Origin of the sequence: Streptomyces sp. NPDC018833 (genome assembly GCF_044390825.1) — a bacterium.
Classification (GTDB): Bacteria; Actinomycetota; Actinomycetes; order Streptomycetales; family Streptomycetaceae; genus Streptomyces.
The window spans coordinates 111,836-123,259 of record NZ_JBIRZM010000010.1 but is presented as its reverse complement, the minus strand read 5'-3'; the positions used below and the strand labels follow the sequence as shown (position 1 = coordinate 123,259).

Genomic DNA, 11,424 nt, shown 5'->3' with positions numbered 1-11,424 from the left:
TCCTCACCAGCGAAGGAGGACGAATTCGGCGCAGAACCCCGGTCCCATCGCGAGAAGTACGCCCCAGGTACCGGGCTTCGGGCACCCGGTCCTGCCGATGTCCTCGAGAAGTCTGAGCACCGAGGCGGAGGACATGTTCCCCACGCTGGCCAGCGAGCGCCAGGCGGAGTCCAGGGCGCCTTCGGGCAGCTCGAGCGTGTCGGCGACCGCGGCGAGCACCCTGGGTCCTCCGGGGTGGCAGATCCAGATGCCGATGTCGTCCGGTCCGAGGCCATGGGCAGCGAGAAAGGCTCGCAGGTCCGGGCCGAGGTGGGTCCGGACGATGTCGGGGATGCCGGCGTCGACGACGACGCGGAAGCCACTGGCCCCGATTTTCCAGCCCAGCAGATGTTCGGTGTCCGGGTACAGGCGGCCCCGGGTGTCCACCACCTCCGGTCCCGCCGCCCGGCCGCCGCGTGCGACGACGGCCGCCGCACCGTCGCCGAAGAGGGCCCCGGCTACGAGGTTGGCGAGCGATCCGTCGCGCTGCTGCAGCGTCAGTGAACAGAGTTCGACGCTGAGCAGCACAGCGGTGTCGTCCGGATGGCCGCGCAGGTAGTCGTTGAGCCGGCCGAGGCCGGCGGCGCCCGCGACACAGCCCAGGCCGAACACGGGGATCCTCTTGACGTCGGGCCGCATGCCCATGCGAACGGCGAGGCGGGCGTCGAGTGAGGGAGCGGCGATTCCTGTGATGGACGTGCAGACCAACAGGTCCACATCCGAGGGCGTGATCCCGGCGCTGTCGAGGGCGCCGGCCAGCGCTTCCTCGCCGAGCTCCAGACCGGCCTTCATCCAGGCGGCGTTGGCCTGTCCGAAGTCGGTGAGTCCCGGATACCGTTCGATGGGCAGGGCGAGGTGACGGGTACGCACCCCGGCCGAGCGGTGCAGGCGGCGCAGCAACGCGCGGTCCTGGCCCGGCGGCAGGCACAGGTCGCCGATCAGTTCGGTGAGGTCGTTCTGCGCGTACCGGTGCGCCGGCAGGGCGGTGTGCACAGCGACGAGGGCGGTGGTCCGGTCGGAGGCGAAGGACTGGGCAGGGGCGTCTTCGTCGAGCGCGGGGACACGCATACCGGTATGTCTCCTCACGTTCGGTGCGGTGACTACTTTGTACCCGTGTCTCTATACCGCCCTGCGACGGCCCTGCGGGCGACACACCGGCTACCGGTGTTGCTGCGCGCGTGTCATCCGGAGCCGACGGTCGCCGTGACGGTGTTCGTGACCGCGCTCGCGGTGTCGACCGGCCGCGGACCGGCCGGTTCCGTGGGCGTCGGGGCCGCGGTGCTGGCCGGACAGCTCTCGGTGGGGTGGTGCAACGACGCGGTTGACGCGCGGCGGGACGCGGCCAGCGGCCGCTGGGAAAAACCGGTGGCGGCCGGCGCGCTGGCGCCACGCGTGGTGGCCATGGCGGCCGCGGCGGCGCTGATCGTCTGTGTGCCGCTGTCGCTGCTCGGCGGAGCTTCGGCGGCGGCGGTGCACCTGGCGGGAGTACTGGCCGGCGGCTGGGCCTACAACCTCTTCCTGAAGGGCACTGTGCTGTCCCCGCTTCCCTACGCCCTCGGATTCGCCTCACTGCCCGCGTTCGTGACGCTCGGACTGCCGTCCCAGCCGTGGCCTGCCTGGTGGGCGTCGGCCGGGAGCGCCCTGCTCGGAGTCGGGGCACATCTCGTCAACGTCCTCCCCGACATCGACGACGACCTCGCGACAGGTGTCCGAGGCCTGCCGCAACGCCTGGGCGCCACCGCGTGCCGGTGGCTCGCTCCTGCGGTGATGCTGACTGCCCTCACCGTGCTCACTTTGGGGCCTCCGGGCTCGCCCGGGGGCCTGGCCTGGGCGGTCGCGGGCGCGGCCGGGTGTACGGCGATGGCCGGTACCGCCCTGCGGCACGGCAGCGACAGGTGGCCGTTCCGGGCCGCGATCACGGTGGCCGGGCTGGCGCTGGCGCAGCTGCTGCTGAGCGGCGCGCAGATCGTCTGAGTCGGTGATCCGCATGGGCAAGCCGGGAGATCTGTGCACGGTTCACCGGCGGAGCCAGACATGGCCGGACGCTACGCGCACCTGCTTTTCCTCCGGAGACGGGACGCTGCCCCGGTCCGTTCCTCCGCCGTCCTGACCGCCTGCTCCTGGCTTGTCAGTGGCCTCTGCGTATCCGGGCGGCTTTGCGGGCTTCCGCGGTCTTGCGGGCTTCGGCGCTCTTGCGGGATTCCTTCGGGGAGCGGCCCGGTCGGGTGCCCAGGCCGAGGAAGGGCGCGTTGCCGCCGGTGGCCTTTCCTCCGGTGGGCGGGCGCTTCGCTCCTGTGATGCTGGTCAGCTTCTCCTCGCCGGAGCGCACCTGTGTGACCGTCGGCCGGATCCCGGCGTCGGACATCATCCGGTTCACATCACGCCGCTGGTTCGGGGTGACGAGGGTGACCACGCTGCCCGCCTCACCGGCGCGTGCCGTGCGGCCGCCCCGGTGGAGGTAGTCCTTGGGGTCGGCGGGCGGGTCGACGTTCACGACGAGGTCCAGCGCGTCGATGTGGATGCCGCGTGCGGCGACGTTGGTGGCCACCAGCACGGTGACGTCACCGTTCTTGAACTGCGCGAGCGTGTGCGTACGCTGCGGCTGCGACTTCCCGCTGTGCAGGGCGGAGGCCCGGATCCCGCTGCTGCGCAGATGGCGGGTGAACTGGTCGACGCCGAGCTTGGTGTCCAGGAACATCAGCACCCGGCCGTCCCGGGCAGCGATCTCCGTGGCCGTCGCGTACTTGTCCGCGGGGTGGATGTGCAGCACGTGGTGCTCCATCGTGGTGACAGCGCCTGCCGCCCGGTCGACCGTGGCGAGTACCGGGTCGTGCAGGTAGCGCCGGACCAGATGGTCGATGTTGCGGTCGAGCGTGGCGGAGAACAGCATCCGCTGCCCCTCGGGGCGCACCTGATCCAAGAGCTGCGACACCTGCGGCAGGAACCCCATGTCGCACATCTGGTCCGCCTCGTCCAGCACCGTGATCCGCACCTGGTCGAGGCGGCAGTCCCGGCGCTCCACGAGGTCGGTCAGCCGCCCCGGAGTCGCGATGACCACATCGGTGCCGGCCCGCATCAAGGCCGTCTGCCTCCCGATCGACACCCCGCCGACCACCGTCGCGAGCCTCAGCTTCAGCGCCAGCGCGTACGGTGTCAGCACGTCGCTCACCTGCTGCGCGAGTTCGCGAGTGGGTACCAGGACCAGCCCGAGCGGCTGCTTCGGCTCGGCGCGCCGGCCTGCCGTACGGACGAGCAGGGCCAGCCCGAAGGCGAGGGTCTTGCCCGAGCCGGTCCGCGCGCGGCCAAGGATGTCCCGGCCGGCCAGCGCGTCGGGCAGGGTGGCCGCCTGGATCGGGAACGGTTCCGTCACCGCGTGGCCGGTCATCACCTGCACCACGTCCGGCGGCAGCCCCAGTTCGGCGAAGGACTCGGCGGGCGGCGAACCGGGGGTCAGCGTCTCCGCCGAGAGTTCGCCCCGCGGCGCCCCTGCCCGCCGGGTCTTGTCGGCACCGTGGTGCCCAGGGGCTGACGACTTCGCGTTCATGGGGGCCCTTCCGTGGTCTGGCGCCGGAACGAGCCGGGGCCCGCACCCCTTGGTGCGGGCCCCAGGAACGTCGAAGCGTATACACATTTTACCATCGAACCATTTGGCTTCAGGCTGCCCGCCGTCCTCGGTCGGGTCTGCCGGGACACCTGGCCCGTGTGTTCCCGGGGTCCCACGCCGCGTGCGGCTCACGGCGCTCGGCTGCACCCTGGAGTTCGCCCGATTCTTCGCCTGAGGCGACGGCCGCTGCCTACGCTTCCCACCATGGACGCCTTGGTTTCGATAGTCCTCGTCACCGCTACCACGGCTGCCGCCGTCCACCTGCTGCACCGCTCATGGCGTTCCTGGCGGCTGATCCGGCACGGCGTGCGTACCACCGGACGTGTGGTCCACGTCCGAGAGGACACCGATGGCGACGGGGACCCCACATACATCCCGGTGATCGCCTTCCACACCGCGGAAGGTACGGAACGCGAGGCCGAGCCGACCGACGGCGTCCCGAACGGCCACCTGCTCCGTCCCGGACAGGAGTGGCAGATCCGCTACCACCCGGCCTCGCCCTCGAAGATCTACATCGACAACTACGACTCGAGGGTGATCGAGGTCCTCTGGGGGCTCGCCGGCCTGACTCTCCTCGGCGTCGATGCCACGATCCTCGGGCAAACGCTGCGCTGAACCACACTCATCCCCCCAAGGAGATGCAGCCCAAGGAGCGGACACCTCCTCGTGGTCGGTGTCAGGCGCTCCGCCGGCCCAACCGCCGGAACGCTCAACTTCGCTGCCGCTACCGGTCGGCCGGGCCAGGGTGCCGTCTTCCTGTTGTTCAGGGGGAGGAGAAGTCGTCCCGGGCCAGGGCGTAGACGGTGCAGGGGCGGCCGAGGACCGTGTCCTCGCGCAGGCGCGTGAATCCGAGGCGTTGAGCGACTGCGGAAGAGGCAGTGTTGCCGTGATGGATCATGGCGGTGATCTGCTTGAGCCTCAGGGGCCCGAAGCCCCACACGAGGACCGCTCGGGCCGCTTCCGTGGCATAGCCCCGCCCCCAATGGGCGCGGGCGAAGGTCCAGCCGATCTCGGTCTCACCGAACTGCCGCCACCAGTTCAGGCCGCAGCGGCCAATCACCTTGCCGGTGCCGCGCAGTTCGACGGCGCACAGTCCATGACCACGCTGAGCCCACTGCTGCTGTGTCTCGTGCAGGCGTGCTGCGGCCTGCTCTTGGGTGTAGCTGCCGACGAACCGGTTGATCTCCTTGTCGGCGTGGAGATCCACCCACCAGTCGGTGTCGGCGACGGTGAGCGGGCGCAGCCGGAGGCGTTCTGTGGTGATCACTGTCGTGCAGTCCTTACTTTCGGGGGGTGGTTGAGGCAGTGCGCTACTTGGCCTGCAATGGCTGAGACCGTGCCGTGGGCGCGCTGCGCCTCGCGTGTCGGTGGATGACGGCGTGCGCCGCTTCCGCCGCCCCGAGGCCAAGCGCGATGAACGCCGCACCGACGGGACCGAGCCAGTGCGGGCCGAACCATGCCATCCCTGTCTGCCCGACCAGGGGTGCGACCGAGACACCGACGTAGACCATGGCTGAGGCAAGGCCGGTGAGCAGAGGTGCCGCCGCCGGCATGGCGGTGATCAGGCGATGGGTCTGCGGTGCCAGGAGTCCCCATCCGCAGACACCCCACAGGAGGAGTGCCGCGATGGCGGAGGGCAGATGTGCGCTCGTCCACGGCAGCAGTGCGAAGTCGACGGCGGCCACGGTGATCGCGGCATTGATGATGCGCCGGTTGCCGAATCGGTCGATCAGACGGCCCGAGCCGAGAGTTCCGGCCGTGGCGGCCAGTCCCCACACGAACAGCAGTGCAGCGAGGGTGGTGCCGCTGCCGCCGGTGGCGCGGTCGAGGCTTTCGCCGATGAAGGAGTAGACGGTGTACAGACCGGTGTACACGAGGAAGGTGGTCAGCAGGGTCAGGCCGATGCGGCGGTCGGCGAGCGGAGCAACACGGGTGCGCAGCGGTACTGCCGGAGGCGTTGGTATCGGGGGCAGGAGCAGGGCTGTGCCTGCGGCGGCCAGCACTCCGAGCGCGGAGACGAACAGCATGGTGGCGCGCCAGTTACCGGTAAGGCTGCCGATCGCCGTGCCGATGGGCGCCCCCAGCGCGGTCGCGGCACTGAGGCCGGTCATGACTGCGGCGATGGCGCGGCCGCGACGCTCCGGTGGCGCGAGCGCGGTGGCCGCGGCGACGGCGGCGGGGGTGACCATGGCGCCGCCGAACCCGGCGAGCGCCCGCGCGGCCAGAGCCACGCCGAAGGCCGGAGCGAAGGCGGTGACGAGGTTGCCAGTGGTGAAGACGGCGAACCCGGCGAGAAACAGGGTGCGGCGCGGCCAGCGGGCAGTGAGCGCCGCCATGACGGGGCCGAGGACGGCATAGGTGAAGGCGTAGGCGGTGAGCAGCCAGCCGGCGGTGCCGACCCCGACACCCAGGGACTGCGCCGCGTCCGGCAGGATGCCGGCGATGACGAAGCTGTCCGTGCCGATGGCGAACATTCCGGCGGCCAGGACGACGAGCGATCGGTACACGATGCGGGACCTCCAGATGTTTTGATGTAACAGAAACAGTTACGACAATGGCCCGAAGAGAGGCCGGTCCGGGAGGACCGGCCGCCAGGGACTGCGGGGTGGGGGCTCAGCGTTGAGGAACCGTCTCTCTCGCCACGTCGGCGACGGTGACGGTTGCCAGTTCGGCTTTCATCGACTCCTCTGCGCGGTCGTACACCTCTCGCAGTACTGGTGGGATGCCCCGCCCGACGGGGCACTGCTGATTGGGGGACGCGGCGTGCAGAGCGATGAGCGGATCGCGCTCGACGGCGAGGTAGACGTCCCTCAAGGTGATCGATTCCGGAGCGCGGGCCAGCCGCCAGCCCGCGCCCTGGCCGCGCTGCGACTCCACGAGGCCCGCGTCGCGCAGACTTCCAAGGGTGCGGCGGATGACAACAGGGTTGGTGTTGACGCTGGCGGCGATCTGCTCGGATGTCACGATGCCGTCGGGGCGCTTGGGGCAGACCCACGCCATCCAGGTCAGAGCGTGCGTGGCCACGGTCATGCGACTGCTCGTGCTCATGAGGCCTCCCGCCATCTGAAGTCGTCGACGTCCCCTGTGTCGCAACTAATTCTGTTACGACACAGGCTCGCATGTCCAGCCCTACCTGCAGGCCGACGCCCGACCTCTGTGAATCACCGCAGCGACCGCGGCACTGTTGGGCGAGTACATCCACGACCGCACCCTGGAAGGACACGAGTCCGCCCGCAAGCGCAGCTTCGTCAGCTGTGAGGGGAGCCCGTCCCACACGCAGCTTCATTCCCGCGCGGTGAGGCGCCGCCGCCAGGTCAACTGCCCGATCGGCAACCACCGTCCGTCCGAGGAACTCACGTATTCGCGTTCCTATGCGTGATGAATCGCGTCCACCAGTCCAGCGACGAGATTCGCCCGCTCGGCCATGGCCTCGATCACCAGGTACTCGTGGTCGGCGTGGGCACCGCCCCCGACTGCTCCAAGGCCGTCAAGTGTCGGCACCCCCAGCGCGGCCGTGAAGTTGCCGTCACTTCCGCCGCCGACTGCCTTGCCTTCGAGGTCGGGAAGCAGCCGCTTGGCCACCGCAAAGAGCTCGGCCGACGCCGACCCGGGCATCGGGGGTCGGCTGACGGCTCCCTGAACCGTGATCCTCGCCTCATCGAGATGCGGAGCCAGTGCCGCGAAGGCGGATTCGATGCGCTCTTTCTCGCCGGCCGACTCGACGCGGACGTCGACGACGACGGTCGCCTCTGCGGGAACGACGTTGTCGAGGGTGCCTGCGGACGCGACGGTCGGGGTGACGGTCGTGCCGACGTCCGGTCGACCGAGCGCCGCGATGTCCAGTACCTGGTGTGCTGCCTCGATCAGGGCGTTGACCCCGACTGCGGGCTCCAGGCCTGCGTGCGAGGCCCGGCCCGCGACAGAGACGCGAAACGTGCCGCAGCCCTTACGGCCGGTCTTCAGGGCTCCGCCATCAGCGGCGCCCTCGAGCACAAGTACGGCGCCGCAGGCAAGGGCTCGTGCTTCGATCAGAGCTCGAGAGGAGCGGGAGCCGACCTCTTCGTCGGCGGTCACCAGGATCTCGACGCCTGACCGGTCATCGAGCGTCGCCAGGCCATGAACGGCCTGTACCAAACCGCCAAGCATGTCGAAGACCCCGGGGCCGGTCGCATGCCCGTCTTCGACCATGAACGGGCGGCGTTCAAGGGTGCCGAGAGGAAACACCGTGTCATGGTGACCGAGGATCAGTACTGTGGGATCGCCCCCGGCCGACCAGTGGACGTGCGGCCCGGCTTCGCTCTCCACGAGGGTAGCCCGCCCGCCGAGGCGGCTCTCGATGACAGCGGCGACAGCTTTGGCCGACACCGTCAAGGCGTCGAGATCGCGCGATGGAGACTCGATCTCGACGAGTGTCCTGAGGTCCTCAAGCATCGCCTCAACACTCACTTGGACGGTCTTGTGCATCGTCATGGTGCAAGGCTAGTCGGCCGGCCGTGGCCAACTGGCGCCGCATCAAGCCCAACGCGCGGCCAGTGCCCGGCACTCTGCGCTGCACCGCGCTGCCCGGGTCGGCCGTGGTGGTCGTGGCGGTCGTGCTCCATGCTCGGGCAGCCGGCGCCGTACAGGTCCGCAACGGTGCACGACGGAGAACGTCCAGGCCGGCCGGTACCGCCCGGCCTGGACGTCATGAATCAGACGAGGTCGAACCGGTCGAGGTTCATCACCTTGTCCCACGCCGCGACGAAGTCGTTCACGAACTTCTCCTTCGCGTCATCGCTCGCGTAGACCTCCGCGAGCGCGCGCAGCTCGGAGTTCGACCCGAAGACGAGGTCGGCACGGCTGCCGGTCCACTTGACCTCGCCCGTGGCGGCGTCGCGGCCCTCGAACGTGGTCGCGTCCTCGGACGTCGCCTTCCACGTCGTGCCCAGGTCGAGCAGGTTGACGAAGAAGTCGTTGGTCAGCGACCCCGGCGTTGTGGTGAAGGCGCCGAGCGGCGACTGCTGGTGGTTCGTCCCCAGGACGCGGAGGCCACCGACGAGGACCGTCATCTCGGGGGCGCTCAGGGTCAGCAGGTTGGCCCGGTCGAGCAACAGGTACTCGGCCGGCAGCCGGTTGCCCTTCCCGAGGTAGTTGCGGAACCCGTCGGCGGTCGGCTCGAGCGCGGCGAACGACTCCACGTCGGTCTGCTCCTGCGACGCGTCGACGCGCCCCGGCGTGAAGGGAACATGGACGTCGAAGCCGGCGTCCTTGGCGGCCTGTTCGACGGCGGCAGCACCGGCGAGCACGATCAGGTCGGCGAGCGAGATCTGCTTGCCGCCGGTCTGTGCGGAGTTGAAGGACTGCCGGACCCCCTCCAGGGTGCGCAGCACCGTCGCCAGCTGGTCGGGGTCGTTGACCTCCCACCCGCTCTGCGGCAGGAGGCGGATGCGCGCACCGTTGGCGCCGCCGCGCTTGTCGCTGCCCCGGAAGGTCGAGGCCGAGGCCCACGCGGTGGACACGAGCTGGGACACCGACAGGTCCTGGCCGAGGATCTGGCGCTTGAGGGCTGCGATGTCCGCGGCGTCGACGAGCGCGTGCGTGACCTCGGGGAGGGGGTCCTGCCACAGCAGGGTCTCGCTCGGGACTTCCGGGCCGAGGTAGCGCACGACCGGGCCCATGTCACGATGGGTCAGCTTGAACCACGCCCGGGCGAAGGCGTCCGCGAACTCGTCGGGGTTTTCGAGGAAGCGCCGCGAGATCTGCTCGTACGCCGGGTCGAACCGGAGCGAGAGGTCGGTCGTCAGCATCGTCGGGGCGTGGCTCTTCGACGCGTCGTGGGCGTCGGGAACCGTACCCGCTCCGCCGCCGTCCTTCGGCCTCCACTGGTGGGCCCCGGCAGGGCTCTTGAACAGCTCCCACTCGTAGCCGAAAAGGATCTCGAAGAAGCTGTTGTCCCATGCGGTCGGGGTGTTCGTCCAGATTCCCTCGAGACCGCTGGTGATCGTGTCGCCGCCCTTGCCGGTGCCGTGGCTGTTCCTCCAGCCGAGGCCCTGTTCCTCGATCGGGGCGGCCTCGGGGTCGGGACCGACAGCGTCCGCCGGGCCCGCGCCGTGGGTCTTGCCGAACGTGTGACCGCCCGCGATCAGGGCGACCGTCTCCTCGTCGTTCATCGCCATCCGACGGAACGTCTCACGGATGTCGCGGGCTGCGGCGAGCGGGTCCGGAGTCCCGTTCGGGCCCTCCGGGTTGACGTAGATGAGCCCCATCTGGACCGCGCCGAGCGGGTTCTCCAGCTCTCGGTCGCCGGTGTAGCGCTCGTCGCCGAGCCAGGTGGACTCGGGACCCCAGTAGACGTCCTCCTCGGGCTCCCAGACGTCCTCACGCCCGCCGGCGAAGCCGAAGGTCTGGAAACCCATCGACTCCAGGGCGACGTTGCCCGCGAGGATCATGAGGTCGGCCCACGAGATGTTCTGGCCGTACTTCTTCTTGACCGGCCACAGCAGGCGGCGGGCCTTGTCGAGATTCCCGTTGTCCGGCCAGCTGTTGAGCGGTGCGAAGCGCTGCTGGCCGGCGCCCGCGCCGCCGCGGCCGTCGCTGATGCGGTAGGTGCCCGCGCTGTGCCAGGCCATCCGGATCATGAACGGGCCGTAGTGGCCGAAGTCGGCGGGCCACCAGTCCTGGGAGGTCGTCAGCACCTCCGCGATGTCCTGCTTCACCGCTGTGAGATCGAGTGACGTGAACGCCGCGGCGTAGTCGAACTCCTGGCCGAGGGGGTTGGCCACGGCGGGGTTCTTGGCGAGAATCTTCAAGTTGAGCCGCTCCGACCACCACTGGCGGTTTCCGCCGCCCTGCGTCGGGTGCGCGGCGCGCCCGTGCGCGACCGGGCAGCCACCTCCGTCCTCCGTTTTCGCGTCTGTGACGATTGCATCAGGGTTCTCGGACATGGGAATCCTTTCCGACGGGGCGGACTGTGGTGCGCAGTAATCGCGGGCGGTGGAACAGCCGGGACACGGGCGTTCCTCGGACGGGGCCAGGCTGCCGACCGGCATCATCCGGCATACGGGACCCTTCGCCGGGGCGCGTGGACGTCTCCGGGCAGGACTGGGAGAGCGGTGCCGCGCAAGCGACACGAGCAGCGCGGCGCAGGCCCATCAACCGCAACTCGGCACCGAGTTGCTTCTCGGCGGTGGTCCCGTCATGTCTCAGTCTCCTGCCGTGCTGGAGGCTCCTGCTCCCTTGGCTATCGCCGGAACCGATCCTACGATGGACACAGTCCAGGTCAAGAAGCTCACCTGATCTCCGTGCAATCGGGCCCGGACGTCGACCGGTAAACTCCGGGTATTCCGCCAAGCCTGAGGTGAACCCTTATGAGTGACCTGCTGGAGCGACTGCGAGGCCGTGGCTGGCGGGTGACGTCCCAGCGGCGTGTCGTGGCCGAGGTGCTCGACGGCGACCACGTGCACCTCACGGCCGACGAGGTCCACGCCCGCGCGGCACGGCGACTGCCCGAGATCTCCCGGGCGACCGTCTACAACACCCTGGGCGAACTCGTCTTGCTCGGTGAGGTCATGGAGGTCACCACCGACGGGCGCGCCAAGCGCTACGACCCCAACGCACACCACCCGCACCAGCACTTGGTGTGCTCCCGCTGCGGCACGATCCGCGATGTCCACCCGACCGGAAATCCGCTGGCCGACCTCCCGGAGGAGGAACGGTTCGGCTTCACGGTGTCCCACGCCGAGGTCACCTACCGCGGTCTGTGCCCCTCCTGCGCCTGATCTTCCTGACCGGCCCGCTGACGC

Annotated in this window: 10 protein-coding genes; 3 read left to right on the top strand and 7 right to left on the bottom strand. The window is 69.7% G+C overall.

Features of this window, described 5'->3' with window-relative positions:
* Nucleotides 1-3 precede the first annotated feature (3 nt).
* Entirely contained in the window at nucleotides 4-1,107 is a 1,104-nt protein-coding gene (locus tag ACH5AF_RS21080) for a type III polyketide synthase (protein WP_398903146.1), read from the bottom strand.
* Between the two features lie 45 nt (nucleotides 1,108-1,152).
* Here ACH5AF_RS21080 and ACH5AF_RS21075 point away from each other — a divergent pair, with 45 nt between their 5' ends.
* A complete protein-coding gene (locus ACH5AF_RS21075; RefSeq protein WP_398903145.1) occupies nucleotides 1,153-2,013 on the top strand; it encodes a UbiA family prenyltransferase in 861 nt (286 codons plus the stop codon).
* Nucleotides 2,014-2,167: 154 nt separating this feature from the next.
* Here the strand turns inward: ACH5AF_RS21075 and ACH5AF_RS21070 are convergent, their stop codons facing one another.
* Entirely contained in the window at nucleotides 2,168-3,583 is a 1,416-nt protein-coding gene (locus tag ACH5AF_RS21070) for a DEAD/DEAH box helicase (RefSeq protein WP_398903144.1), read from the bottom strand.
* A gap of 264 nt (nucleotides 3,584-3,847) precedes the next feature.
* Here ACH5AF_RS21070 and ACH5AF_RS21065 point away from each other — a divergent pair, with 264 nt between their 5' ends.
* Nucleotides 3,848-4,258: a DUF3592 domain-containing protein gene (locus ACH5AF_RS21065; protein WP_398903143.1), complete on the top strand. Its 411-nt coding sequence runs from the start codon at nucleotides 3,848-3,850 to the stop codon at nucleotides 4,256-4,258.
* Nucleotides 4,259-4,406: 148 nt separating this feature from the next.
* On the opposite strand, the gene ACH5AF_RS21060 is transcribed toward ACH5AF_RS21065, so the two are convergent.
* From ACH5AF_RS21060 to katG, 5 genes are all read right to left on the bottom strand, one after another.
* Nucleotides 4,407-4,910, bottom strand: a complete 504-nt coding sequence (locus tag ACH5AF_RS21060; protein ID WP_398903142.1) for a GNAT family N-acetyltransferase — start codon at nucleotides 4,908-4,910, stop codon at nucleotides 4,407-4,409.
* Between the two features lie 43 nt (nucleotides 4,911-4,953).
* A complete protein-coding gene (locus ACH5AF_RS21055; protein WP_398903141.1) occupies nucleotides 4,954-6,150 on the bottom strand; it encodes an MFS transporter in 1,197 nt (398 codons plus the stop codon).
* A 106-nt stretch (nucleotides 6,151-6,256) separates the two neighbouring features.
* Nucleotides 6,257-6,691, bottom strand: a complete 435-nt coding sequence (locus tag ACH5AF_RS21050; protein ID WP_398903140.1) for an Rrf2 family transcriptional regulator — start codon at nucleotides 6,689-6,691, stop codon at nucleotides 6,257-6,259.
* Nucleotides 6,692-7,012: 321 nt separating this feature from the next.
* Nucleotides 7,013-8,113 carry a M20 family metallopeptidase gene (locus ACH5AF_RS21045; RefSeq protein WP_398903139.1) on the bottom strand — a complete coding sequence of 367 codons (1,101 nt, stop codon included), beginning with the start codon at nucleotides 8,111-8,113 and terminating at the stop codon, nucleotides 7,013-7,015.
* Between the two features lie 221 nt (nucleotides 8,114-8,334).
* On the bottom strand, nucleotides 8,335-10,566 hold the full coding sequence (katG, locus tag ACH5AF_RS21040) for a catalase/peroxidase HPI (protein ID WP_398903138.1): 2,232 nt from the start codon (nucleotides 10,564-10,566) through the stop codon (nucleotides 8,335-8,337).
* Nucleotides 10,567-10,989: 423 nt separating this feature from the next.
* Between katG and ACH5AF_RS21035 the strand changes: the two genes are divergently transcribed.
* The gene (locus ACH5AF_RS21035; protein ID WP_398903137.1) at nucleotides 10,990-11,400 is read left to right on the top strand and encodes a Fur family transcriptional regulator; all 411 of its coding nucleotides are present in this window, start codon (nucleotides 10,990-10,992) and stop codon (nucleotides 11,398-11,400) included.
* Nucleotides 11,401-11,424 lie beyond the last annotated feature (24 nt).

Coding starts and splice junctions, on each gene's coding strand:
- ACH5AF_RS21065 (WP_398903143.1), top strand. CDS start 3,848: ATGGACGCCTTGGTTTCGATAGTCCTCGTCACCGCTACCACGGCTGCC.
- ACH5AF_RS21035 (WP_398903137.1), top strand. CDS start 10,990: ATGAGTGACCTGCTGGAGCGACTGCGAGGCCGTGGCTGGCGGGTGACG.
- katG (WP_398903138.1), bottom strand. CDS start 10,566: ATGTCCGAGAACCCTGATGCAATCGTCACAGACGCGAAAACGGAGGAC.
- ACH5AF_RS21045 (WP_398903139.1), bottom strand. CDS start 8,113: ATGACGATGCACAAGACCGTCCAAGTGAGTGTTGAGGCGATGCTTGAG.
- ACH5AF_RS21050 (WP_398903140.1), bottom strand. CDS start 6,691: ATGAGCACGAGCAGTCGCATGACCGTGGCCACGCACGCTCTGACCTGG.
- ACH5AF_RS21080 (WP_398903146.1), bottom strand. CDS start 1,107: ATGCGTGTCCCCGCGCTCGACGAAGACGCCCCTGCCCAGTCCTTCGCC.
- ACH5AF_RS21070 (WP_398903144.1), bottom strand. CDS start 3,583: ATGAACGCGAAGTCGTCAGCCCCTGGGCACCACGGTGCCGACAAGACC.